Source organism: Pectobacterium wasabiae CFBP 3304 (assembly GCF_001742185.1).
Classification (GTDB): Bacteria; Pseudomonadota; Gammaproteobacteria; order Enterobacterales; family Enterobacteriaceae; genus Pectobacterium; species Pectobacterium wasabiae.
Window position 1 is genome coordinate 2,682,794 of sequence record NZ_CP015750.1, and the last position, 22,610, is coordinate 2,705,403.

Sequence of the window (22,610 nt, forward strand, 5' to 3'; positions counted from 1 at the left end):
AAGGTTACGTTTCTTGGTATGTGTTAGACAGGTCACAAAAAAATGCTAACAAAAGCAGCGTAACCAGAAGATATGCGGAGCTATTTCCATTTTATATCAATGTATTAATGTGGCCTTTTTTCTGTTTTATCTGTATGACAAGTTATCTTATGATCTATAGAAAGCTTTAATCGATACGGTGTAAACCCAGGTGCATGATATTCATTCGTCGCTGTAGAAAATGCAGTTCATACAGTATTTTTAATCCGGTAGCATGGTAAGCCTTGGCTATTGTCGATACTGAAAAGTTAGCACCGGAGAAAAGACGCGTTATGAATATTGTCATCCGCCCTGCGCAGAAATCAGATGCGAGCGTGATTTTGGATTTAATCATTGAATTAGCTGTGTATGAGAAGGCGCGCCACGAAGTGTTAGCCTCGCTTGAAGATATTGAAAATTCGTTATTTGGCGAAGATGCGACGGCCGAAACACTGATCTGTGAGATTGACGGCAAGCCCGCCGGTTATGCGATTTTCTTCATGAGCTATTCAACCTGGCTGGGGAAATATGGCATCTATCTGGAAGATCTCTACATTGCGCAGGCGTATCGTAATGTGGGAGCGGGTAAAGCGCTGCTGAAACAGGTTGCGCATCTCGCGCAGGAAAGGCAGTGCGGACGGTTGGAGTGGAGTGTGCTGGACTGGAACCAACCCGCGATCGATTTCTATAAAAGCATTGGCGCAAAACCGCAAGATGAGTGGGTTCGCTATCGGCTGGATGAAAAGGGCATTGCTGATTTCGTCACGGCATCGTAAATACTGTGGCTCCTGTTGGCCTGAAGGCAGCAGGAGCCATATTTCTTAACGCGTTGACGCCGCCAACGTGGTGCCTGCCAGAATAAAGATCCCACCCGTTGAGCGGTTGAACAGCTTGATGCGGCGTGGATTGGAAAACAGCCCCGATAAACGACGGCCAGTGCAGGCATAGATAAACATGATGCTGAAATCGAAGAAAGCCCAGGTCACCGCCAGAATGATGAGCTGTAAGGCGTGTGGGGCGCTAGTATCGATAAAATTTGGGAAGAGCGCGGCGAAAAACAGCAGATCTTTAGGATTGCTGATCCCAACCAGAAAGCCCTTTCGGTATAGCGGAAACCAGCCTGGAGCCCCTGTTTCCTGCACATCCTGCTCCACTGCGGTCATATCTTTGGAACGCCATGATGCGATGCCTAACCAGATGAGATAAACCGCCCCAATAATTTTTAATACGATAAACGCAGTGGTTGACGCGGCGAGGATGGCACCTAACCCCAATGCTGAACAGGACATTAATATCATTGCCGCGCTGACTCCGCCGAGTACGGTTGCTGTTGCGCGTGAAGCGCCATAGCGCAAACCGTGCGACATGCTGATTAGGGCGGAGGGGCCCGGAATGGCAATTAGGGCGATGATGATTCCTGTATAAGCCAGCCAGAGGTGAAGGCTCATGATTTCTCCTGCGAGTCGTTTATTGTGAAAGCGTGATTGAGAGCGGCGATGTGATGCGAGATATATTTACATACATACCGCTATTTCCCAACGCGCGATAGTAACAGAAAAAGGGGCTGATGGCGTTCTCCTTCTTATCAACATTCTGTTGCCAACTCAGGTATGGGCGGAATGCCACTCACTGTTAGATCATGAGGGAGTATTAGTTTTTAAACACGACCTCATCATTGTTTGGATAAGTGATGAGATCGCCAATACAGGTGCTAATTGAAAAAATAGTTACGGGTATAGTCTGCATTTTTCTACCTAGCTAATCTGATTGTGTATAATTAAAGGCAAACGATTTTCACCCCACAGTACATTCAAACTGACATGAGCGAAAAAAATACTGAAAATGAGGTTATTCAATACCTCATGGAGCATTATCCTATTAGGATTCATTGGTTTAAATCCGGCATTAGGCAAGCCACTAAAGACTGGACATTGCAGGACGATTATCTGTTTCTGCCGGAAGATGCGCACGATTTCCTTCTCGATGTATTTGGACATTTTAATATCGATTATTCAAATTTTGAGGGAAGAAATTATTTTGCATATGAGTACCCAATCTGGCAAAAGAAACCACTACCGAAGGCGTTAAAACCACTCACTGTCGGGATGATCATTGAGTCAGCTAAAGCCGGGAAGTGGTTATATGATTAGGGGTATGTGATTTTATGAGTATGTGAATATCAATGTAAGGCTATAATACTAATGTATCAATACAGATCAGGGTGTGAATAATCGATCTTTCACCCTTACGGATGATCAGATCCCTCTAAAGCATCTCATCATCTATCAAAAAAACCTTGTTCCTCTGACTGAAGATCCAGAGAAATCTCACAGTAATGGTTCTCTTCACAGAAGAGGCAATGTACACTATCTGACCTTTTTGAAAATTATAAGAATAAGAACCATAGCAATTAATGCCCCAGTAAAAGAAACCGTGAGTAACTGGTCAAAATACCCTTCGTACAACTTAGCTATCGCTCTACATGTTTCAACAGATATGCTATTTCCATAGGGCGCCTCTTGATATTTTTTTGTGATTCCAAAATCTAAGGTAATTAATAAAATCTTACCGAAATAAATTCCGAATACTAACAAAATCAGCAACCATCTGATAAAAAGTTTCATATTATTAGTTAATTTCATAAGATCACTCCAAGTGAGCCACCAACCGCGCCGCCAGAAATACCAGTGGATGAACCTATGACGGACGCACTACCAGCAGCGACTTCTTCTCCTTCTCCTTCTCCTTCTCCTTCTCCTTCTCCTTCTCCTTCTCCTTCTCCTTTACCTTTACCTTTACCTTTAGCTGTCTGATCATCAGGTTTAACTCTTTCAATGTTGGGATATTTTTCCCTAAATAGATCAGTTACTTCAATAAATTTTATTGAAGAAATATCTGCACTTAATTTTCCTAAGTTATTCTGTAACGATAGAGGTACTGCAGGGTAGGCACCGAAACTATTGCGCTACAGGAGGTGACACAGCGACTTGAAAGCCGGATGGAGAGTTATCGCTTTGACATGAAAGAAGAAGCTCTGTTACAGGAAATCCGCCTCTATAGCGAATCCATTAAGAATGTGGATCAAAAATTATTGACCAGCCCAATAACAAGAATGAAAAAAGCAGAGGCACTGCGTAAACAGCGGGAGAACGCAAAATGATGCATTGCCCGTTCTGCGGCCATGCCACTCATGCGCGTACCAGTCGCCCGTTATCGGAGAACGTCAAACAGCGTTATCACCAGTGCTGGAATATTGAATGCTCCGCAACATTCCGCACACTGGAATCGATAGAGGAAATTATTCAGCCATCGAACCGAAGAGATCTGCCAGTGCCGAATATTCCGTTATCACCGGTCATGCAAAAAAAATATAAGGATTACCCAACCTCAACCCTGCGGAATTAATTAGCCTAATTATAATTTCATTTCCGTTAATATCAGGACGTCGCCCGCCATTGCGCGGGCTTTTTTCTCTGGCTAGCGATTTTTTGACCGTGCATGCATACGGCGCATGGATTTGCATGCAATACTTACCTCCGAATCTGCCCTACAGCGCCAGTATTGGCGCGGCCTGAACGCTTCCATGCAACTGCATGAAATGCGCTACATAAAGCGGGCAGGCGTGGCGGGGATAGCATTGCGCGCGTGGGGTAATGTTTTGCTATTGATTTTTTGCAACAAATTGAGGGTAGTATGAGAGATCTTGGCGCTATGGGAGAAAGCTTTTTTGCTTATATTTGTGCGACTGTGGGCTTAGTTGCTAATGGTTCAAAAATAGATAAAACAGGATGGGATTATTTTGTGGAGTTTCCTTTAAATGCTAATATCAATTCTAATGCCGACCTTATTCCTACACCTATCTCTTGCAGAATTCAAGTTAAAGCTACAGACAAGAATAATAAAAAAATTCAAATAAAAATATCAAATTTATTGACTTTGGCAAAAGCACATACACCATCTTTTATATTTTTTTTAGAATTTAATGGAAAAAATGAACCTCAGGGTACATATTTAGTTCATCTTAATCATCAAATGATATTTTCTATTTTGAAAAGGGCAAGGGAGTTGAGTGTTTTGAATCAAGGAGGGGAGTTACATAAAAAAACAATGACAACCCATTACGATAATTCTCATAAACTTGATGAGAATACCGGTTTGTCATTAAAGAAAATGATAGAGAATTATGTCAATAGAAGATATGAAAAATATGTTTATGATAAAATAAAGTATTTAAAGAATGCAGGGTATGAGAAAAGTGTAGCTAGCATATCTTTCAAGGTTAATACAATCAGCGATCTTTGCGATTTAATAGATTCATCCTTGGGTCTCAAAAAAAGTGGAAGAATTACAGATTTTTCAGTTTCTGATACACGGTTTGGAATAAAAACAAATTCACATATAATAAAAGAGGAGAAAGGTGTACTTTCGTTTAATGGAACGGGGCACGTCTCTGAGGGTAAAATAATATTTATAGAGGATAAGTTTTCTTCCCCTTTGATTTTTAATTGCAGATTATATAGTAGTCCATTTAACTTTTTTGTTAAAAAAGAACTTATTAAAATAAAAATAGAAGGTGAATTTTTCATTATTACCATAAACCCCTTTACCGGAAAAGTAACCTATAATTTTAACTATAATTCGGTTTTCATGCCACTGTATAAATTTAGAAATGCATTTCTTTTGATGGAGTTGCTTTTTTCTGGAGATAAGAAAGTAAAGGTAAGGACTGAGTTTGATGATTTTCCTGAAATGGTTTTTGACATCAAATGTCATGATAAAAAAACAACGTGGGTTAAAAATATTCAATCTTTTAATGACATGATTTATCTTTCACAAAGATTTAATATCCCTAGTGATGCTCAAACTACTATTGATTATGTGTTAGAAAATCATGCTGAGTTTAGTAAAATATCTCAATTATTGCAGGCGAATGAAAAAGATATAAATCTCAGTTTTATGTTAACTGATAGCGAATCTAGGCCTATTACAGTTGATTCAGAGTATTTATGTGTTATTAATACCATCAGATTTGATTTTCTAGGGAGAAGCATAGTCATAATTATGTTATTTTATGGATATGCTTCTCAAGGTAATGAACATCGAATTAATTTTGAAGTTCATAGAAAGAGTATTGAGAAAGAATTTTCTTTTATCAATAATGAGATAACTAATGAAGATATACAGGAACTTATTGAAAATATTTTTGATCTACATAAAAATGATGGAATTAAAGTTGTAGTGTTAACAAAATAAAATATTTCATTCATTAGTTATGGGAAATATTAAGATGATAATTTATGGAAGTAGATAAGCTCCCTACTTTCGGATTTCTTTACCCCACCAATCCATCAACTCTTTACGTTGCTCAAGGTAGGTAGAGCGGTTATAAGCCCGTCTAACCTCATTCTTATCACAATGCGCCAACGCCGCCTCAATCACATCAGGATTAAAACCGGCTTCATTCATTGCGGTGCTGGCTATTGGGCGTAAACCATGTGCGACCAGTTTGCCACCGTAGCCGATGCGTTTTAACGCAGCGTTGGCGGTCTGGCTGTTCATGGGTTTTTTAGGATCGTTGCGGCTGGGGAATACATGTTTCCGGTTGCCGCTGATAGGGCGCATGATGTCGAGTAACTCCAGCGCCTGATCGGAGAGCGGAACGATATGATCGTGCTTGGTTTTCATGCGTTCAGCCGGAATACTCCACGTTCTTTTCTCAATATCGATCTCTGCCCATGCCGTGGCGGAGGCTTCCGCCGGGCGAATCAGCGTCAGTAGCTGCCATTCTAATAAGCAACGGGTTGGAATGGACAGGTTAGACATGGCAATGGTGCGCATCAGCTTAGGGAGTTCTTCTGGCCGGATAGTCGGCATGTGCTGCTTTTTAGGGCGTTCAAAGGCCATACCAATGCCAGAGGCGGGGTTAGCGTCAATCAGCCCCGTATTGACCGCGTAAACCAGGATTTCGTTAATGCGCTGCACTAACCGCCTGACGGTTTCCAGTGCTCCGCGGGCTTTAATCGGTTCTAGCGCCTGTATCAGCGTGCGGGCTTTGATTTCCTGTACTGGGATATTCTCAATCGCCGGGAGCACGTCTTTTTCCAGCGATCGCCAAATGTCTTTGGCGTGATCTGAGCTGACTTTGGTCTGCTTCAATGTGAACCAATTACGTGCAACATTGATGAAGATGCTTTCTACCGCGATTTGCGCTTCTTCGACTTCCTTAGCCACTTTTTCCTGTGGGTCTATTCCTTTGGCTAACAAAGACAGTTTTTCGTCTCTCATGGCGCGTGCGTCGGCTAATGACAATGCTGGGTAAGCGCCAAATCCGATCATGGTGCGCTGGCCGGTTATTGGTTTCTGGTAGCGGAAGCGCCACAGCTTTTTCCCTGTGGTTTTGACTAAGAGGAATAACCCGTTGCCGTCATGCAACGTCAGATCTTTGTCTGTCGCTTTGGCTTTTTGTACTTCAGCGTGGGTTAGGGGGCGGGTTGTCCGTGCTATGGGGGAATATCCTTCGTGATTGGTATACGCCTTTTGGTATATATCCTACCGTATGCCAATTCGTATACCAATAATCTCTGGATTCAGGCGAATACCGTCGGACAATGACGGACACAAAAAAGCCCGCAGGGCTTGCGCCATGCGGGCTTTTCGTACTTCATCGGACTTATCTGGTAATACCCGATGTCTAAATTGGTGGAGCTGGGGGGATTTGAACCCCCGTCCGGAACTACTCTACCGTCGGTACTACATGCTTAGTCAGTCTTTACATTCGCTTGCCAACTGCGGACAGACACGCCATTAACAAACTAGCCTGATTAGATTTAGCACTTCAACCCCAGGCAGGGCATCCACGCGATCTCTTTTGGGTTTGACCTCTCTTGATCCCCGTCCTAAGAGCGGAGGCTAGGGAGAGAGGGCTCTTAGCAGGTTATTAAGCTGCTAAAGCGTAGTTTTCGTCGTTTGCGACTATTTTTTTGCGGCTTTTTACGAGGCAAACCGCCCCTCGGCATGCACCTTGGGCTTTGCAAATCCCGTCGAATCCAGAATCAGCCCCCAAGAAACTGTCGCCAGTATACCAGAACTCACCGTTGTTAAGCCAGCGGCTTAGCGCTTGGCGTTCTTCATGATACGGGCTTTGTCTACTTTCCATTCACGTTCTTTGATGTCATCACGCTTGTCGTGATCTTTTTTACCTTTCGCTACGCCAATTTTGACTTTACTCCAGGCATTTTTCCAATACATGGACAGCGCGACAACCGTATAACCGTCACGACTGACGCGGCCAAACAGTGAATCCAGCTCGCGTTTGTTGAGCAGGAGTTTGCGTGTGCGTATAGGGTCGCAAACGACGTGCGATGAGGCCACATTCAGCGGCGTGATCGTTGCGCCAAACAGATAAGCTTCACCTTTCATGAAGGTGACATAGCTGTCGCTGAGGTTCGCTTTACCTGCACGCAGTGATTTAACTTCCCATCCTTGCAGCGCAAGGCCAGCCTCAAATTCTTCCTCAATGGAGTATTCGTGACGGGCGCGTTTGTTCTGCGCAATGGTGGCGGAACCGGGTTTGTATGCTTTTTTCTTTGTCATAGTACCGTCATTATACTGGATGTCATTGGGAATGAAATCCCCGCCGTGCGTCCGTGTCGTGGTTAATGATATCGTGCGATAAGCTTCGCAGAGTTTTTGTCTGTCAGGCTATCAGTGCTATTATTTTGCGCGTTTTATGAATCTCGGAAAATAGTATGCCAAAGATAAGTCGTTCAGCACTGGTGCCGTTCAGTGCTGAACAGATGTACAAGCTGGTGAATGATGTTGCTTCTTATCCCGCGTTTTTGCCGGGTTGTACGGGGAGCCGTGTGCTCTCCTCGTTAGAAGGGGAGATGACTGCCGCCGTCGACGTTTCCAAAGCGGGTATTAGCAAGACATTTACTACACGTAATACGCTGACGCACAACCAGAATATCAATATGCAACTGGTCGATGGCCCATTCCGTCAGTTGGGCGGCGATTGGCATTTTACGCCGCTGAGCGCTGATGCCTGCAAAGTCGAGCTGCATCTGGAATTTGAATTCACCAATGCCTTGATTGAACTCGCTTTTGGCAAAGTATTCAAGGAGCTGGCCGGAAATATGGTGCAAGCTTTCACGCAGCGAGCAAAAGAGGTCTACCGTGTCCGTAATGCAGGTTGATGTGGTGTACGCGTTGCCAGAACGCCAGTATCTACGCACGGTGAAGCTGGAAGAGGGCAGTACGGTTGAGCAGGCTGTTGTGGCATCCGGTCTGCTGGAGTTGCGTCAGGATATCGATTTGCAGGTGAATAAAGTCGGAATTTACAGCCGTGCGGCGAAACTGACCGATGTAGTGCAGGATGGTGACCGCGTGGAGATCTATCGTCCTCTGATTGCCGATCCGAAAGAACTACGCCGCCAGCGGGCTGAACGTTCTAAGAATAAAGCCTGAGCAATACGGTTGAATGGAGGATGATGTTTTCCTGCTCGTGAATTACCAAAATGCCCTTACAAAAAAACACAGGCAAGCCTGAAATATTCAGATTTGCCTGTTGTTGCACCCATCATACATCAAGCGATGTTGAAATAATCAATCCAGCGCAGGCTTGTTGTTGATGTTGGTCAGCACACCACCGCTGCTGAAAGTGAGCGTCAGCGTTTGCTGTTTTATCGATTCATGACCAGGCTGTTGGCGGAAGATGTAAAACCAGGTATCGCTGCCAAACGGATCCTGCATCATGGGGGTACCCAGCGTATAAGCGACCTGTTGCTTGGTCATGCCGGTGTGAATTTTTGCAACGTCAGCCGGTGCCAGATAGTTTCCCTGATTGATGTCAGGCCGATAGACCACCTTTTCCAGTGTGGAACAACCGGCAGTCAGCATAACAACCACCGCGGCGACGACAGTCAGCGTTTTACAGCGCATAGTGATTACATTCCTTAAGGGCATAGGTTGCCGATGATAATAGACCTTGCAGGACTTGGAAACCTACAAGGCGATTGTATGACCTCAGGAAGGTAAAAAAGTTGAGCTTTTTTACCTGTTATGCCCCTTTCTAGCCCTTGGCGGCTGCAGATTTTACGCCGCCAGCAATTCTTTGGCATTCGCCAGCGTATTTTTGGTCACGGCGCTACCGCCCAGCAGTCTTGCCAGTTCTTGTAACCGCGCACGTTTATCCAACGGCTGCATCAGGGTTTCCGTTTCTGCACCGTCCGTTTGTTTACTCACGAAGAAGTGTTGGTGACCACAGCCTGCGACCTGCGGTAAGTGTGTCACACACATAACCTGTGTAGATTCACCGAGCTGACGCAGCATCCTGCCGACAATGGCGGCGGTTGGCCCGCTGATTCCCACATCGACTTCATCGAAGATCATTGCGGGGGTGTCCATTTTCTTCGCGGTGATGACTTGAATAATCAGTGCGATACGCGACAGTTCGCCACCCGATACCACTTTCGCCAGCGCCTGATGTGGTTGTCCGGGGTTAGTGGTGACGCGGAATTCAATACTATCGGCACCGGTGGCCGTCAGGCTGTCTGGCGTAAACGTGACATCAATGGTGAAGTGACCGTGCGGCATTGCCAGTTCACGCATATTGACGGTGATGAGTTGTGCCAGTTCACTCGCGTGGTGCTGACGATGCACGTGAAGTTGTTGTGCCAGGTGCAACGCCTGCTGGTGGTATTCGCCGACGGCGGCGCTGAGCGTGTCATGGTCACTTTCCTGCTGTTCCAACTGTTGTTGCTCTTCCAATAGTTGCTGGTGAAATATGGGGAGCGTCTCTGGAGCAACATGGTGCTTGCGCGCCAACGCGAGTTGACGTGACAGACGCTGTTCCAGCTCATACAGCCGAATCGGGTCGAGGTCCATCTGTTCGCTGTAGTGGCGCAGTTCATCACTGGCTTCACTTAGCTGAATGCCTGCTTCTTCGAGCATCGACAGCACGCCGAACAGGGTTTCATCCATGCCGATCAGTTCACCGAGCTGATTTTTTACGCTGTGCAACATATTAAGTATGTTCTGCTCTTCGTCTTCGCTCAGCAACTGCATGGCTTGTTGGCTCATCGTCAGTAGCTGACCGCTATTTGCCAGACGTTTGTATTCAACATCAATTTGTTCGTATTCACCGGGTTGTGGGGAGAATTCATTCAGCTCTTTCAATTGATATTGCAGCAGTTCTCGGCGGGCCTCGCGTTCAATCGCCGCCTGTTGTAGTTGTGCCAGCGCGCGGCAGCTTTGGTGCCACTGATGCCAAACCTGCTGCATGGCAGCCAGCAATTTGGGTTCATCGGCATACGCATCCAGTAGGTGTTTTTGATGGTCGGGGCGTAGCAGGAGCTGATGAGCATGCTGGCCATGTACCTGAATCAAGTGCTGACCGAGTTCACGCAGTTGAGACAGTGGCACGGCAGTGCCGTTAATAAAGCCGCGTGAGCGACCATCGGCACTAATGACGCGGCGTAGCAGGCACTCGTTGCTGTCATCTAACTGGTTTTCTTCCAGCCACTGACGTGCAGTCGGGGTATCTGCCAACGCAAATCGGGCGCAGATATCGGCTCGGGCAGTCCCCGGCCTGACCATGCTGGCGTCAGAACGATTTCCCAGACATAAGCCGAGGGCATCAATCGCAATCGATTTCCCCGCACCGGTTTCCCCGGTGATCACGCTCATTCCTGACTGAAAATCGATTTCTAATTCGCGCACGATGGCGAAGTTACTGATAGTGAGTTGCGCCAGCATGATAATTTTCCTGTATGGGACTGTGTTTACATACAGTATAAACTGGTTTTATATACAGTAAAGTAGATTAGTAGAATCTTAGAATAATTTTTTTGACCAGCCAAGTTTTGAACTTAGTGTATTGAAATAACTGTAGTTTTTTGGATGTATCAAATTCAGGTGATGTTCGCTGCGGCGAATCAGTACCTCTTCGCCTTCCTGCACCGGTAGCGCAATCTGGCTGTCGCAACTGATTTCCAGATCGTTAGTAATGCAAGAAAACTTCAGCCGAATTGTGCTGCTACTGTTGATGACCAGCGGGCGGGCAGACAAGGTGTGCGGGAACATAGGCACCAGTGCAATGGCTTCCAAAGACGGTGTCAGGATAGGGCCACCAGCAGAAAGCGAATAGGCGGTCGAGCCTGTGGGCGTGGCGATAATCAGGCCGTCCGAACGCTGAGAAAATGCGAATTTGTCGTCAATATAGACTTCAAATTCAATCATATGTGCGACTTTTCCCGGATGAAGCACCACTTCATTAATGGCGGTACTGATACTGTCGGGCTGGTTTGCGCGGCAAACGTGCGCTTCCAGCATGAAGCGCTGTTCGCTCAGGTAATGGCCGTCGAGTACGTCAGAAAGTTGCTGCTGGGCGTGATCGGGGTCGAGATCGGTTAAAAAACCGAGATTACCGCGATTCACGCCGATCACCTTGATGTCATAACGCGATAGCACGCGCGCGGCACCCAGCATATTGCCGTCACCGCCGACGACCACGGCTAGATCTGCCTGCTGACCGATATCGGCAAGGCTACCCGTCGGTGCATTTTTTAGGTTAAGTTCTCGCGCAATCTGCTGTTCGATCAGAACGGAGTAACCTTTTTCGGTGAGCCAATGATAGAGCATCTCATGCGTTGCCAACGCCGTTGGGTGGCGCGGGTGGCCGACAATGCCAATACAATTAAACGGCTTGTTCATTGTAAGCGGTGTGTTCATTGCTGTTTTGTCCTCAGCGTGGTGTATCGGCAGCGTTGGGAACCAATATATGACAGGTTCCCTTGAATCCCCGATTTTGATCCCCATAATAAGCAACTAGCGAGATTAATGCTAAACCGCGGAGAATTTCATGAGTAGTAAAGAACAGAAAACGCCTGACGAGCAAGTCCTGGATCAAAAGGAAGCAGCAAAAGGGCAGCAAGCGGATGCCACGCCAGAGACGGCAGACGTAGCTGACCCGCGTGATGCGCGCATCGCCGAGCTGGAAGCCCAGTTTAGTGAGCTGCAACAGCGCGAACGCGACAATATGCTTCGCGTTCGTGCCGAAGCCGATAACGTTCGCCGCCGTGCGGAAATGGATATCGAGAAGGCGCATAAATTTGCGGTAGAGAAATTTGCCAATGAAATGCTGCCAGTTATCGATAATCTGGAACGTGCGCTGGATACGGCGGACAAAGCCAACGAATCATTGGCTGCGATGATTGAAGGTGTCGAATTGACGCTGAAATCGTTGCTGGATGCCGTGCATAAGTTTGGTATCGAGGTTGTAGGTGATGTGGGTGTACCGTTTAACCCAGAAGTGCATCAGGCGATGACCATGCTACCTTCGGCCGATCACCAGCCGAACCATGTCATGATGGTCATGCAAAAAGGCTACACGCTGAACGGCCGTTTACTGCGTCCGGCGATGGTTGCCGTATCAAAAGCACAAGACTGATACCTTCTGCTTTTACGCGCCATCTGCTTTCTACGCATTCTATTTACCACGTATCTTCATTCCAAACCCTGTGCTTGCTGCATGGGGTTTTTTGTTTATATCTTGTTAAGATTTGTTTGATAAAAAAGATGTTTTTTAGCTTTTGAATGACTCATCATCGTTAACTATCAAAAGAATTGGTATTACCACTCTAAATGCACTTGATAATCATTATCGTTTTTGTGAGAGTAATAAAACAACAGTGTTAGAAGGGTCATACTATGCCGAGTAGCCGTGCTATTGAGTCAACAAGCCGTACATCAAGGAAGGTCAAACTTTCTCTGATGGGCCCGGCTTTTATCGCGGCAATTGGTTATATCGATCCCGGTAACTTTGCCACGAACATCCAATCTGGTGCAGCCTATGGCTACACGCTGCTGTGGGTGGTGGTGTGGGCGAATCTGATGGCGATGCTGATCCAACTGTTGTCCGCCAAGTTAGGCATAGCAACCGGCAAGAATCTGGCGGAACATATTCGCGATCGTTTCCCGCGCCCGGCCGTTTGGGCATATTGGGTGCAGGCTGAAATTATTGCGATGGCGACCGATCTGGCCGAGTTTATCGGCGCGGCGATTGGCTTCAAATTGTTGCTGGGCGTGTCACTGCTGGAAGGCGCGATCCTCACTGCTATTGCAACCTTCCTGATCCTCATGCTGCAACAGCGTGGGCAGAAACCGCTAGAGATGGTCATCGGCGGACTGCTGCTGTTTGTTGCTGCGGCGTATATTGTCGAGCTGGTATTTTCTCAACCTGAGCTGTCCGCGTTAGCCAAAGGCATGGCAATGCCTAGTTTGCCGACCTCCGATGCCGTGCTGCTAGCTGCGGGTGTGTTAGGCGCGACCATTATGCCGCATGTGATTTACCTGCACTCTTCGCTGACGCAACATGAGGGAAACCATACCCGTGCCGAACGCTATTCTGCAACGAAAGTTGATGTTGCGATTGCGATGACGATCGCGGGATTCGTCAATCTGGCGATGATGGCAACAGCAGCCGCAGCGTTCCATTTTAGCGGCAATCAGGATATTGCCGATCTGGATAAAGCCTACCTCACGCTTGAGCCGCTGTTAGGGAAAGCAGCCGCAGTCATTTTTGGTTTGAGTCTGGTGGCGGCGGGTCTTTCCTCTACCGTTGTCGGTACGCTGGCAGGACAGGTGGTGATGCAGGGATTCGTGCGTTTCCATATTCCGCTCTGGGTTCGCCGCACCGTTACGATGCTGCCGTCGTTTATCGTGATCCTGTCCGGTATGGATCCGACGCGGGTGCTGGTGCTAAGTCAGGTCGTTCTGAGCTTCGGGATTGCGCTGGCGTTGGTTCCCTTACTGTCCTTCACCGGTAACCGCGAACTGATGGGTTCGATGGTTAACGGCAAATGGGTACAGCGTATCGGACAACTCATTGTCGTGCTGGTCGTTTCCCTGAACATGTATTTGCTGGTTGATACCATGCTGGGGATATAAGTTTGGGGTAGGTTTCGTTCTACGTGGGTTGTGCCACATTATTGATTCAGCGTGACGTAACCAATGTAGTGGGGTCCTTCCCACAAGGTCCATGTGCCAACACGAGAAAGTGTGTCTACTTGTTCTGCTGAAGCGATAACGGTTACGGTGGCTGAGGTTGTTTCTCCTGCGGCGATCTCACCGTCAAAATGGAATTGCCCCATAAAGTACGCGCCGCTAACCGGATCTTTATGATTAGGCCGATAGCCGGAGCGGCAGGGGGTACGTCTGGCTGACTCTGCGGCTAAACATAACGTTACCTGAAATTCAGCGGTTTTATGTTCGTGCATCACGACACCAGTTCAGAAAAACCGTTAACAGTTTTGTCAGATTACTGACGCTACAAAAACCAATGAATTGCAGGTTTTCCGTTTTGCAGAATAGCCAATCGTTGTCTTCTGATTGCTCGCCTTGACTTAGGGGGGCAAAAGACTTGCCAGCAAGTGATGTTTCAGCCAGATCGATTTTTACTTTCCAGCCAGGGTTATCCAGCGTATCGATGCTAATGCCGAACGTGTGTTCCCACACTCCGTTACACTGCGCCTGATACCACTGTTGAATTTCCTGCAACTCGTTCATTCATCATCGTCTCATGGGCGTTCAATATGAGGTATTTTCTTGGTCTGCTGATGTTTCAGCGTCGGGGAAGATTTCTTGTAGTTCCACTCGTTTGCAAATGACAAAGCCAGAATCAAAGAGTAATGCTTTAACGTTCCCTTTCATTTCAACTGATGGAACGAAGCGGGTTTTAAGCACGCTGGATAACGCCTGTTGATAGGCTTCCAGTAAAGGTTTGGGGCCGTTAGCGAGTAATCCGTTGCCATCATTGCCGAATATCGGCTCATCTTGGTGCCGATAAGTGTTGATATAACGGCTCATTGGTCGCCAGTCGCTGAGAAGATGTTGGTGAACCACCCAGATGCGCCCGAGTAGTTCATAGCTTGATGCTGTCGCTGCGGTGGAATAGTACAAGCCGCCTTTCTGTGCGTTGTAGTCCCATAATAACGGATGCTGATCGGTAAATGTCAGTTCGCCTGAGCTGGTAGGTTGGATGTCATGCTCGACAACGCCATAGCAGCAAATCATAAAGTGACGCAGATAAGACTCATGCGGTTCGCAGTAGACGGAGTAATTGTGTTGCTCGTCATAGCGCCAGTTATCACAACAGAAATGGATCGTTAGCGTGTTCGTATTGGTGTGTTGTACGCTGGAAATATAGCCGTTTAAATCCTCGTATAGCGCCTCGGCTAACTGTTCAATATCCATATTTCTTGCTCCCTTAAGCGGTGGATTCCCAAAGAAAATGCAGGTATTCCTGTTCATACTCGGCAAAGATGGATACCAGCATATCAGTATCTGCTTCGTACATCAGCAAGGCCCCGTGAAAGGAAACATCCTTAATCACCATCAGGCGGTGCAGTGGGTTTCCCTGCCGCTTTTCTTAACGCCGTTACTGGCACGCCGCCAATCCCCCAGTTATCCGTTTCAACTTCATCAATCACGACTACGGTCGTTTTTGGGTTTTTATTGAGCACATCGACCAGCAACTGTGTCACGCCCTCAATCAACTGACGTTTTTGTTCAGCGGTGACGCCTTCATTGGTGATTTTGATATTGACGTATGGCATGGATTCTCCGGGGATTGTGGCGATCGACGATAAGGTTAGGAGATTTATCATACGACGATCGAAGACAAGAATGCCGTTATCCTGCCCGTTTTCTCATCAAATAAAAGGGGATATGATGAATTTACGTTGTTATAAATGAACGAGCCCTTCCAACCATCGATCGCCGAGGTGTTTGCATGTCGTCTCCTATTGATATCGTCGAAAAGAAGCTGCTATCCGATAACTGGTATATTTTGAATAAATATACTTTTGATTTAAAAAGAAATAATGGCGGCGTAGTTCGCCAAATTCGTGAAGTCTACGATCGTGGTGATGGGGCGACAATTCTGTTGTACAACCGGGCGAAAGGCACGGTGATTCTGACTCGGCAGTTCCGTATCCCGACCTACGTTAACGGCAATGAAGGCGGCATGCTGCTGGAAACGTGCGCCGGCTTGCTGGACGATCATTCGCCTGAAGAGTGCATTCGTAACGAGGCGATCGAAGAAACAGGCTATGCGATCGGCAACGTTGAGATGTTGTTCTATGCCTATATGTCACCGGGCAGCGTGACGGAACGCGTGTACTTTTTCGCTGCTGAATATGATGAGTCGCTGCGGGATAATGCAGGCGGTGGTGTGGAAGATGAAGATATCGAGGTACTGGAGCTGCCGTTTAGTGAAGCCGTCGCGATGATGAACGATGGCCGGATTAAAGACGGCAAAACTATCATGCTGCTACAGCACGCGATTATTCACGGTTGGTTTGCCTGAGCCGACACCGCAGGATCGCGATGATATTATCGCCACCAGCGAGAGCAATATTCGTACTATTCTGAATATGCCGCCGTAACCTATCTTTCTCCGTTGCGCGGTGTGTTTGCATCACGCGACGGCTTTTCCCCGTTTTGTCTGAATTTCTCCCGGTTGTCCTATTCGGCGTATCTGATTCTGACTGCAAATTGAACAAAAAACCGTCGAATAAAATAACTATATTAACCAGCATTCCCCCTCAGTTTTTGCCATCCTCGGTAGTGTAGCCATTGGTAAACATTATACTGGGTACTCTTTACCCTACAGACACAACAAAACCGAAAAGGTACATAAAATGGATGAACAGCTAAAACAAAGCGCCCTTGATTTCCACCAGTATCCGATTCCTGGAAAAATTCAGGTTTCCCCGACTAAGCCACTGGCGACGCAGCGCGATCTGGCACTGGCGTACTCTCCCGGCGTGGCAGCACCCTGTCTGGAAATAGCCGCAGATCCGCTGGCTGCTTACAAATACACGGCACGCGGTAATCTGGTTGCGGTGATCTCTAACGGAACGGCCGTTCTGGGTCTCGGCAATATCGGCGCGCTGGCCGGTAAACCGGTGATGGAAGGCAAGGGCGTTCTGTTCAAAAAATTCTCCGGCATTGATGTGTTCGATATCGAAGTCGACGAGCTAGATCCAGACAAGCTGATCGATGTGATCGCTGCGCTGGAGCCGACGTTCGGCGGTATCAATCTGGAAGACATCAAGGCACCGGAGTGCTTCTACATCGAGAAGAAACTGCGCGAGCGTATGAAGATTCCGGTCTTCCACGACGATCAGCACGGCACCGCGATCATCTGTACCGCCGCCGTTCTGAACGGCCTGCGGGTAGTAGAGAAGAATATTTCTGATGTGCGTCTGGTGGTATCCGGTGCGGGAGCGGCATCTATCGCCTGCCTGAATCTGCTGGTGGCGCTGGGTCTCCAGAAGCACAATATCGTGGTGTGTGATTCGCGCGGCGTGATTTTCCATGGTCGTGACGAAAATATGGAAGAAACCAAAGCTGCTTACGCTATCGAAGATAATGGTGCTCGCAAGCTGGCTGACGTGATCCCTGACGCGGATATCTTCCTCGGCTGTTCTGGCCCCGGCGTACTGACACCAGACATGGTGAAAACTATGGCACCACGGCCGCTGATCATGGCGTTGGCAAACCCGGAACCGGAGATTCTGCCGCCGTTGGCGAAAGAAGTGCGACCAGATGCGATAATCTGTACTGGCCGTTCAGACTATCCGAATCAGGTGAACAACGTACTGTGCTTCCCGTTCATCTTCCGTGGCGCACTGGATGTCGGCGCGACCACAATTAACGAAGAGATGAAGCTGGCCTGCGTACACGCGATTGCCGATCTGGCGCTGGCGGAGCAGAGTGAAGTCGTCGCTTCTGCCTACGGCGATCAGGAGCTGTCATTTGGCCCGGATTATCTGATTCCGAAACCGTTCGATCCGCGCCTGATTATCAAGATTGCACCGGCAGTGGCGAAAGCGGCAATGGATTCTGGCGTGGCGACGCGTCCGATCGCAGACTTTGATGCCTATATCGAAAAATTGACCCAGTTCGTCTACAAAACCAACCTGTTCATGAAGCCGATCTTCGCACAGGCGCGTCAGCAGCCGAAGCGTGTGGTCTTTGCCGAAGGTGAAGATGCTCGCGTGCTGCACGCTACGCAGGAACTGGTCACGCTGGGGCTGGCGTTCCCGATCCTGATTGGCCGTCCGAGCGTCATCGAAATGCGTTTGCAAAAGCTGGGGCTGCAACTGACCATCGGTAAAGATTTCGAAGTGGTTAATAACGAATCCGATCCGCGCTTCAAAGAATACTGGAGTGAGTATTTCGAACTTATGAAGCGTCGCGGTGTGTCACAGGAAAAAGCACAGCGCGCGGTGATCGGCAATCCAACGCTGATAGGTTCGATCATGGTTCACCGTGGCGAAGCGGATGCGCTGATTTGTGGCACGATTGGCACCTATGAAGAGCATTTCGATGTGGTTGAGAAAGTGTTCGGCTACCGCGAGGGCGTGCACGTTGCTGGCGCGATGAATGCGCTGATGCTGCCGAGTGGCAACACGTTCATCGCCGATACCTACGTCAACGCAGATCCAACGCCGGAACAACTGGCGGAAATTACGCTACTGGCGGCAGAAAGCGTGCGTCGTTTCGGTATCGAACCGAAAGTCGCGCTGCTGTCGCACTCCAGTTTCGGCACCTCGGACTCCCCGACGGCGCAGAAGATGCGTGCCACGTTGGCGTTGGTTAACAAGCTGGCGCCGGAACTACAGATCGACGGTGAGATGCACGGCGATGCCGCGCTGGTGGAAGCGATCCGCCGTGAGCAGATGCCAGATAGCCCGCTGAAAGGCTCGGCTAATATTCTGGTCATGCCTAACATGGAATCTGCGCGTATTAGCTATAACCTGCTGCGTGTTTCGTCTTCAGAAGGTGTGACGGTGGGGCCAGTATTGATGGGAATTTCGAAACCGGTCCACATCCTGACGCCGATTGCTTCGGTGCGCCGGATTGTAAACATGGTGGCGCTGGCCGTGGTGGAAGCACAAACCAAGCCGCTGTAAGTTATTTCCATTAATACAGACAAACCCAGTCGATGGTTGGCTGGGTTTTTATTTATCTCAGTTTATCGACCAAATAATCGACTAACCACGATGAACCGATGGAATAATTTTCTTTTTGTGCCATGATCCCGCCTCGTCTGTAGGGGGGCACTTTCCTCGGACTCGATAAAAAAACCAACGAGCGAATATCGGTTATGGTCACACACGTAGTGAAAGAAAATACAGTAGAAAAAAGCGGTGCAGAAAAGCGTCTTCCTTCGCTATTTGGCGGGGCGATGATTATTGCAGGGACGATTATCGGGGCGGGGATGTTCTCCCTGCCAGTGGTGATGTCGGGTGCCTGGTTTTTCTGGTCATTTGCCGTGTTGGTGTTTACCTGGTTCTGTATGTATCACTCGGGGCTAATGATTCTGGAAGCTAACCTGAATTATCCGAGCGGTGCCAGCTTTGACACGCTGACCAAAGATCTACTGGGCAAGCGCTGGAATGTCCTTAACGGCATATCGATTACTTTTGTCCTCTATATCCTGACCTACGCCTATATCTCGGCGAGTGGTTCCATTATTCATCACACGCTTGCTGAGATGTCGATCGATTTCTCTGCCCGTGTCGGCGGTTGCCTGTTTGCGCTGTTTGTCGCGTTGACCGTTTGGTGGAGTACGTCGGCAGTGAGTCGGATGACCGCATTTTTTCTGGCGGCAAAGATACTGACTTTTTTCATGACGTTCGGCAGTTTGCTGTGGAACGTTAAGCCTGCCGTTTTATTCAATGTTGCGCAAGAAGCGCCCAGCTATCTTCCGTATGTGCTGATGACGCTGCCATTCTGTCTGACTTCTTTCGGTTTTCATGGCAACGTTCCCAGTTTGGTGAAGCATTACGGCCACAAGCCACAGGTAATCAAGCGTAGCCTGTTCATTGGTAGCGTGCTGGCGCTGGTGATGTATGTCATCTGGCTGATTAGCACCATGGGAAACATCGCCCGTCCTGACTTTATCGGAATTGCTGAGCGGGGCGGCAATATTGACGTTCTGGTGCAGGCGCTGGGCGGCGTGCTGAATAGCGCTTATCTGGACGTGTTGCTCACTGTTTTTTCCAACTTTGCCGTTGCCTGTTCGTTTCTCGGTGTCACGCTGGGGTTGTTTGATTATCTGGCTGATTTGCTGAAATTTGACGATAGCCGAATGGGGAGAGCCAAAACGGCGCTGGTGACCTTTTTGCCGCCGATTATTGGTGGGCTGGTCTATCCGAACGGTTTTATTTACGCGATTGGGTTTGCCGGGCTGGCCGCTACCGTATGGGCGGTGATTACGCCAGCGCTGTTGGCGCTCGCGTCGCGTCGCCGTTTCGGCAGCCCGCAGTTCCGCGTGTGGGGGGGCAATGTGATGATTGCGCTGGTGTTGTTATTTGGCATCGGCACCGCGCTGATACATATTATTGCCAGCCTTGATCTGCTACCGGTTTATCGCTAAGTCATATGCGCTTACCCGCCTTGCCTGCCAAAGCAGAGGGGGCGGGATAGTTACCACTCAAGATAACGATGGTTCCAATCACTATTCCCTAGTAATCATGCCCAAATAACTATGACTTCCGTACCTGCTGCAACCACTTGTCCAGTTCATTGGCAAACTGCTGACGATCGCGTTGGTTTAAGGTGCTGGGGCCGCCGGTCTGTATCCCGCTTGCACGCATGGTGTCCATAAAATCGCGCATGTTCAGACGCTCCCGAATGGTGTCCGGCGTATAGCGCTCCCCGCGCGGATTCAACGCGATGCCGCCTTTTTCTATCACTTCCGATGCCAGCGGAATATCCGCAGTGATCACCAGATCGCCCGTTTCAACGCGGCGTACAATTTCATTGTCGGCGACGTCAAAACCCGCCGAGACACGCAGCGTGCGAATGAAGCGCGACGGCGGCACTTTTATGGTTTGGTTGGCGACCAACGTGACCTGCATTTGTGCGCGATCCGCCGCGCGAAAGAGCACTTCTTTGATAACGTTAGGACAGGCGTCGGCATCGACCCAAATCTGCATGGCTTATGCTTCCTTGTTGTACGTGTTACGTTCTGCCAGCCAGTCTCTGGCCGGTAAAAAATCTTGATACAGCAGGGCTTCCGGGCTACCCGGCTCAGGCTGATGCTGGTATTCCCAACGGGCCAATGGCGGCATCGACATCAAAATGGACTCGGTGCGGCCGCCGCTTTGCAGGCCAAATAATGTGCCGCGATCCCAAATCAGGTTGAATTCCACATAGCGGCCACGACGGTAGAGCTGGAATTCGCGCTCGCGTTCTCCCCACGCCAGATCTTTACGCCGCTCGACGATGGGGAGATAACCATCGAGGAATCCGTTACCGACAGCACGGATGAAAGCAAAGCTGGTAGCAAAATCGGGTTCGTTGAGATCGTCAAAAAACAGTCCGCCGATGCCGCGTGCTTCGTTACGATGCTTGAGGAAGAAATAATCGTCGCACCACTTTTTGTAGCGCGGATACACATCGTCACCGAACGGCTGGCACAGGTCGTGAGCGGTCTGGTGCCAGTGCACGGCGTCTTCTTTAAAACCATAATAGGGTGTGAGATCGAACCCGCCACCAAACCACCAAACCGGTTCTTCTCCTGGCTTCTCGGCGACGAACAAGCGCACATTAGCATGGCTGGTGGGAATGTAAGGGCTAAGCGGATGAATCACCAGCGACACGCCCATCGCCTGAAAGCTGCGGCCTGCCAGTTCAGGACGATGCGTGCTGGCTGACGGTGGCAACGACGTGCCGGTCACATGGGAAAAATTTACGCCAGCCCGTTCAAAGATACGTCCGCCGGACAGCACGCGACTGCACCCGCCACCGCCTTCGGCACGTTGCCATTCGTCCTTGGCAAAATCAGCTCCGCCATCGATCGCCGCAAGCTGTTGACAGATATCTTTCTGTAAATTAAGTAAAAAATTTTTTACCGCATTGACGTCAAACATAGTGGACATCTCGTTTCCATAGCGATGGTGGCACAGTAATCAGGCGAGCAGTATACCATCAATAAAATTGATCCCCGGTCACCCGTTGTGTGATTCCTGATAGCGGCACGCAATTTTGGATTGCGTCTGATAAAAATCACGCGATAATCACGATTTACCTTATTGTAAAATGGCGACTGTGATGGAAATCCGCATATTCAGGCAGGATGATTTTGAAGCCGTGATCACCCTCTGGGAACGTTGCGATTTGCTGCGTCCGTGGAACGATCCTGAAATGGACATCGAACGTAAGCTCAATCACGATCCCGATCTGTTTCTGGTCGCAGAAGTGAACGGTGAGATCATAGCATCGGTGATGGGTGGGTACGACGGCCACCGTGGGTCTGCATACTATTTGGGGGTACATCCTGATTTTCGTGGGCGCGGCATTGCAAATGCGTTGATTAGCCGTCTGGAGAAAAAACTTATCGCTCGCGGCTGTCCGAAGATCCACCTGATGGTGCGTGAAGACAACGATGCCGTGATCGGTATGTATGAAAAACTCGACTATGAGATCGTCGATAGCGTCACGTTGGGAAAACGCTTGATTGAAGATCGAGAATATTGATTGTTGGTGGTTACAATCATTCCCATCTGTGATGCTCG

The 22,610-nt window shown here is 48.6% G+C and carries 26 protein-coding genes and 1 other RNA gene; 13 read left to right on the plus strand and 14 right to left on the minus strand.

Going from position 1 to position 22,610, the window contains the following annotated elements; genetic code table 11:
* Positions 1 to 311 precede the first annotated feature (311 nt).
* Entirely contained in the window at positions 312 to 794 is a 483-nt protein-coding gene (locus A7983_RS12135) for a GNAT family N-acetyltransferase (RefSeq protein WP_005971797.1), read from the plus strand.
* A 45-nt stretch (positions 795 to 839) separates the two neighbouring features.
* Here the strand turns inward: A7983_RS12135 and A7983_RS12140 are convergent, their stop codons facing one another.
* Positions 840 to 1,466: a LysE family translocator gene (locus A7983_RS12140; protein WP_005971799.1), complete on the minus strand. Its 627-nt coding sequence runs from the start codon at positions 1,464 to 1,466 to the stop codon at positions 840 to 842.
* A 372-nt stretch (positions 1,467 to 1,838) separates the two neighbouring features.
* On the opposite strand from A7983_RS12140, the gene A7983_RS12145 reads away from it, so the two are divergent.
* The gene (locus A7983_RS12145; protein WP_005971802.1) at positions 1,839 to 2,168 is read left to right on the plus strand and encodes a DUF1493 family protein; all 330 of its coding nucleotides are present in this window, start codon (positions 1,839 to 1,841) and stop codon (positions 2,166 to 2,168) included.
* 216 nt (positions 2,169 to 2,384) lie between these two features.
* On the opposite strand, the gene A7983_RS12150 is transcribed toward A7983_RS12145, so the two are convergent.
* A complete protein-coding gene (locus tag A7983_RS12150; RefSeq protein WP_005971804.1) occupies positions 2,385 to 2,660 on the minus strand; it encodes a hypothetical protein in 276 nt (91 codons plus the stop codon).
* 356 nt (positions 2,661 to 3,016) lie between these two features.
* Between A7983_RS12150 and A7983_RS23925 the strand changes: the two genes are divergently transcribed.
* The 3 genes from A7983_RS23925 to A7983_RS12165 all read left to right on the plus strand — a co-directional run bounded on the left by A7983_RS23925 (position 3,017) and on the right by A7983_RS12165 (position 5,271).
* Positions 3,017 to 3,178, plus strand: a complete 162-nt coding sequence (locus A7983_RS23925) for a hypothetical protein (protein WP_217266155.1) — start codon at positions 3,017 to 3,019, stop codon at positions 3,176 to 3,178.
* On the plus strand, positions 3,175 to 3,423 hold the full coding sequence (locus tag A7983_RS12155; protein ID WP_005971810.1) for an ogr/Delta-like zinc finger family protein: 249 nt from the start codon (positions 3,175 to 3,177) through the stop codon (positions 3,421 to 3,423). Before A7983_RS23925 ends, A7983_RS12155 begins: the two co-directional genes overlap by 4 nt.
* Positions 3,424 to 3,711: 288 nt before the next feature.
* Positions 3,712 to 5,271 (plus strand): hypothetical protein, encoded by a 1,560-nt coding sequence (locus A7983_RS12165; RefSeq protein WP_005971812.1) that lies wholly within the window; start codon positions 3,712 to 3,714, stop codon positions 5,269 to 5,271.
* 63 nt (positions 5,272 to 5,334) lie between these two features.
* On the opposite strand, the gene A7983_RS12170 is transcribed toward A7983_RS12165, so the two are convergent.
* From A7983_RS12170 to smpB, 3 genes are all read right to left on the minus strand, one after another.
* Entirely contained in the window at positions 5,335 to 6,522 is a 1,188-nt protein-coding gene (locus A7983_RS12170) for an integrase domain-containing protein (RefSeq protein ID WP_039477933.1), read from the minus strand.
* A gap of 193 nt (positions 6,523 to 6,715) precedes the next feature.
* Positions 6,716 to 7,078: a transfer-messenger RNA gene (gene ssrA / locus A7983_RS12175) on the minus strand.
* Positions 7,079 to 7,128: 50 nt separating this feature from the next.
* On the minus strand, positions 7,129 to 7,611 hold the full coding sequence (gene smpB / locus A7983_RS12180; RefSeq protein WP_005971816.1) for an SsrA-binding protein SmpB: 483 nt from the start codon (positions 7,609 to 7,611) through the stop codon (positions 7,129 to 7,131).
* Positions 7,612 to 7,766: 155 nt separating this feature from the next.
* Between smpB and A7983_RS12185 the strand changes: the two genes are divergently transcribed.
* Together A7983_RS12185 and A7983_RS12190 are read left to right on the plus strand one after the other, a co-directional pair.
* Entirely contained in the window at positions 7,767 to 8,213 is a 447-nt protein-coding gene (locus A7983_RS12185; protein WP_005971818.1) for a type II toxin-antitoxin system RatA family toxin, read from the plus strand.
* On the plus strand, positions 8,203 to 8,484 hold the full coding sequence (locus A7983_RS12190; RefSeq protein WP_407670502.1) for an RnfH family protein: 282 nt from the start codon (positions 8,203 to 8,205) through the stop codon (positions 8,482 to 8,484). Before A7983_RS12185 ends, A7983_RS12190 begins: the two co-directional genes overlap by 11 nt.
* A gap of 138 nt (positions 8,485 to 8,622) precedes the next feature.
* Here the strand turns inward: A7983_RS12190 and bamE are convergent, their stop codons facing one another.
* The 3 genes from bamE to nadK form a co-directional block, all read right to left on the minus strand.
* Positions 8,623 to 8,958, minus strand: a complete 336-nt coding sequence (gene bamE / locus A7983_RS12195; protein ID WP_005971821.1) for an outer membrane protein assembly factor BamE — start codon at positions 8,956 to 8,958, stop codon at positions 8,623 to 8,625.
* A gap of 153 nt (positions 8,959 to 9,111) precedes the next feature.
* Complete coding sequence (gene recN, locus A7983_RS12200) at positions 9,112 to 10,773, minus strand: DNA repair protein RecN (RefSeq protein WP_005971823.1); 1,662 nt, start codon at positions 10,771 to 10,773, stop codon at positions 9,112 to 9,114.
* 78 nt (positions 10,774 to 10,851) lie between these two features.
* Complete coding sequence (nadK, locus tag A7983_RS12205; protein ID WP_039477936.1) at positions 10,852 to 11,730, minus strand: NAD(+) kinase; 879 nt, start codon at positions 11,728 to 11,730, stop codon at positions 10,852 to 10,854.
* Positions 11,731 to 11,878: 148 nt separating this feature from the next.
* On the opposite strand from nadK, the gene grpE reads away from it, so the two are divergent.
* Positions 11,879 to 12,466 (plus strand): nucleotide exchange factor GrpE, encoded by a 588-nt coding sequence (gene grpE / locus A7983_RS12210; protein WP_005971827.1) that lies wholly within the window; start codon positions 11,879 to 11,881, stop codon positions 12,464 to 12,466.
* A gap of 260 nt (positions 12,467 to 12,726) precedes the next feature.
* Entirely contained in the window at positions 12,727 to 13,965 is a 1,239-nt protein-coding gene (locus A7983_RS12215; RefSeq protein WP_005971829.1) for an Nramp family divalent metal transporter, read from the plus strand.
* A 38-nt stretch (positions 13,966 to 14,003) separates the two neighbouring features.
* Here A7983_RS12215 and A7983_RS12220 read toward each other — a convergent pair whose 3' ends face one another.
* From A7983_RS12220 to A7983_RS12235, 4 genes are all read right to left on the minus strand, one after another.
* On the minus strand, positions 14,004 to 14,294 hold the full coding sequence (locus A7983_RS12220; RefSeq protein WP_005971831.1) for a hypothetical protein: 291 nt from the start codon (positions 14,292 to 14,294) through the stop codon (positions 14,004 to 14,006).
* On the minus strand, positions 14,281 to 14,583 hold the full coding sequence (locus A7983_RS12225; protein ID WP_005971833.1) for an immunity 53 family protein: 303 nt from the start codon (positions 14,581 to 14,583) through the stop codon (positions 14,281 to 14,283). Before A7983_RS12225 ends, A7983_RS12220 begins: the two co-directional genes overlap by 14 nt.
* A 21-nt stretch (positions 14,584 to 14,604) precedes the next feature.
* Positions 14,605 to 15,270, minus strand: a complete 666-nt coding sequence (locus A7983_RS12230; RefSeq protein WP_005971835.1) for a hypothetical protein — start codon at positions 15,268 to 15,270, stop codon at positions 14,605 to 14,607.
* Between the two features lie 131 nt (positions 15,271 to 15,401).
* The gene (locus tag A7983_RS12235; RefSeq protein WP_005971837.1) at positions 15,402 to 15,632 is read right to left on the minus strand and encodes a 2-hydroxymuconate tautomerase family protein; all 231 of its coding nucleotides are present in this window, start codon (positions 15,630 to 15,632) and stop codon (positions 15,402 to 15,404) included.
* 176 nt (positions 15,633 to 15,808) lie between these two features.
* On the opposite strand from A7983_RS12235, the gene nudK reads away from it, so the two are divergent.
* The 3 genes from nudK to mtr all read left to right on the plus strand — a co-directional run bounded on the left by nudK (position 15,809) and on the right by mtr (position 20,467).
* Positions 15,809 to 16,384, plus strand: a complete 576-nt coding sequence (nudK, locus tag A7983_RS12240; protein ID WP_005971839.1) for a GDP-mannose pyrophosphatase NudK — start codon at positions 15,809 to 15,811, stop codon at positions 16,382 to 16,384.
* Between the two features lie 334 nt (positions 16,385 to 16,718).
* Positions 16,719 to 18,998 carry an NADP-dependent oxaloacetate-decarboxylating malate dehydrogenase gene (gene maeB, locus A7983_RS12245; protein ID WP_005971843.1) on the plus strand — a complete coding sequence of 760 codons (2,280 nt, stop codon included), beginning with the start codon at positions 16,719 to 16,721 and terminating at the stop codon, positions 18,996 to 18,998.
* 194 nt (positions 18,999 to 19,192) lie between these two features.
* Positions 19,193 to 20,467: a tryptophan permease gene (mtr, locus tag A7983_RS12250; protein WP_005971845.1), complete on the plus strand. Its 1,275-nt coding sequence runs from the start codon at positions 19,193 to 19,195 to the stop codon at positions 20,465 to 20,467.
* 109 nt (positions 20,468 to 20,576) lie between these two features.
* On the opposite strand, the gene A7983_RS12255 is transcribed toward mtr, so the two are convergent.
* On the minus strand, positions 20,577 to 21,029 hold the full coding sequence (locus tag A7983_RS12255) for a YaiI/YqxD family protein (protein ID WP_005971847.1): 453 nt from the start codon (positions 21,027 to 21,029) through the stop codon (positions 20,577 to 20,579).
* A 3-nt stretch (positions 21,030 to 21,032) separates the two neighbouring features.
* A complete protein-coding gene (gene hemF / locus A7983_RS12260) occupies positions 21,033 to 21,965 on the minus strand; it encodes an oxygen-dependent coproporphyrinogen oxidase (protein ID WP_005971849.1) in 933 nt (310 codons plus the stop codon).
* Between the two features lie 181 nt (positions 21,966 to 22,146).
* Between hemF and A7983_RS12265 the strand changes: the two genes are divergently transcribed.
* Complete coding sequence (locus A7983_RS12265) at positions 22,147 to 22,572, plus strand: GNAT family acetyltransferase (RefSeq protein WP_039477943.1); 426 nt, start codon at positions 22,147 to 22,149, stop codon at positions 22,570 to 22,572.
* Positions 22,573 to 22,610: the final 38 nt, after the last annotated feature.

Excerpts from the sequence above, each read along its gene's own strand:
- A7983_RS12135 (WP_005971797.1), top strand. The coding sequence starts at position 312 with ATGAATATTGTCATCCGCCCTGCGCAGAAATCAGATGCGAGCGTGATT.
- A7983_RS12140 (WP_005971799.1), bottom strand. The coding sequence starts at position 1,466 with ATGAGCCTTCACCTCTGGCTGGCTTATACAGGAATCATCATCGCCCTA.
- A7983_RS12145 (WP_005971802.1), top strand. The coding sequence starts at position 1,839 with ATGAGCGAAAAAAATACTGAAAATGAGGTTATTCAATACCTCATGGAG.
- A7983_RS12150 (WP_005971804.1), bottom strand. The coding sequence starts at position 2,660 with ATGAAATTAACTAATAATATGAAACTTTTTATCAGATGGTTGCTGATT.
- A7983_RS23925 (WP_217266155.1), top strand. The coding sequence starts at position 3,017 with ATGGAGAGTTATCGCTTTGACATGAAAGAAGAAGCTCTGTTACAGGAA.
- A7983_RS12155 (WP_005971810.1), top strand. The coding sequence starts at position 3,175 with ATGATGCATTGCCCGTTCTGCGGCCATGCCACTCATGCGCGTACCAGT.
- A7983_RS12165 (WP_005971812.1), top strand. The coding sequence starts at position 3,712 with ATGAGAGATCTTGGCGCTATGGGAGAAAGCTTTTTTGCTTATATTTGT.
- smpB (WP_005971816.1), bottom strand. The coding sequence starts at position 7,611 with ATGACAAAGAAAAAAGCATACAAACCCGGTTCCGCCACCATTGCGCAG.
- A7983_RS12185 (WP_005971818.1), top strand. The coding sequence starts at position 7,767 with ATGCCAAAGATAAGTCGTTCAGCACTGGTGCCGTTCAGTGCTGAACAG.
- A7983_RS12190 (WP_407670502.1), top strand. The coding sequence starts at position 8,203 with ATGCAGGTTGATGTGGTGTACGCGTTGCCAGAACGCCAGTATCTACGC.
- bamE (WP_005971821.1), bottom strand. The coding sequence starts at position 8,958 with ATGCGCTGTAAAACGCTGACTGTCGTCGCCGCGGTGGTTGTTATGCTG.
- recN (WP_005971823.1), bottom strand. The coding sequence starts at position 10,773 with ATGCTGGCGCAACTCACTATCAGTAACTTCGCCATCGTGCGCGAATTA.
- nadK (WP_039477936.1), bottom strand. The coding sequence starts at position 11,730 with ATGAACAAGCCGTTTAATTGTATTGGCATTGTCGGCCACCCGCGCCAC.
- grpE (WP_005971827.1), top strand. The coding sequence starts at position 11,879 with ATGAGTAGTAAAGAACAGAAAACGCCTGACGAGCAAGTCCTGGATCAA.
- A7983_RS12215 (WP_005971829.1), top strand. The coding sequence starts at position 12,727 with ATGCCGAGTAGCCGTGCTATTGAGTCAACAAGCCGTACATCAAGGAAG.
- A7983_RS12220 (WP_005971831.1), bottom strand. The coding sequence starts at position 14,294 with ATGCACGAACATAAAACCGCTGAATTTCAGGTAACGTTATGTTTAGCC.
- A7983_RS12225 (WP_005971833.1), bottom strand. The coding sequence starts at position 14,583 with ATGAACGAGTTGCAGGAAATTCAACAGTGGTATCAGGCGCAGTGTAAC.
- A7983_RS12230 (WP_005971835.1), bottom strand. The coding sequence starts at position 15,270 with ATGGATATTGAACAGTTAGCCGAGGCGCTATACGAGGATTTAAACGGC.
- A7983_RS12235 (WP_005971837.1), bottom strand. The coding sequence starts at position 15,632 with ATGCCATACGTCAATATCAAAATCACCAATGAAGGCGTCACCGCTGAA.
- nudK (WP_005971839.1), top strand. The coding sequence starts at position 15,809 with ATGTCGTCTCCTATTGATATCGTCGAAAAGAAGCTGCTATCCGATAAC.
- maeB (WP_005971843.1), top strand. The coding sequence starts at position 16,719 with ATGGATGAACAGCTAAAACAAAGCGCCCTTGATTTCCACCAGTATCCG.
- mtr (WP_005971845.1), top strand. The coding sequence starts at position 19,193 with ATGGTCACACACGTAGTGAAAGAAAATACAGTAGAAAAAAGCGGTGCA.
- A7983_RS12255 (WP_005971847.1), bottom strand. The coding sequence starts at position 21,029 with ATGCAGATTTGGGTCGATGCCGACGCCTGTCCTAACGTTATCAAAGAA.
- hemF (WP_005971849.1), bottom strand. The coding sequence starts at position 21,965 with ATGTTTGACGTCAATGCGGTAAAAAATTTTTTACTTAATTTACAGAAA.
- A7983_RS12265 (WP_039477943.1), top strand. The coding sequence starts at position 22,147 with ATGGAAATCCGCATATTCAGGCAGGATGATTTTGAAGCCGTGATCACC.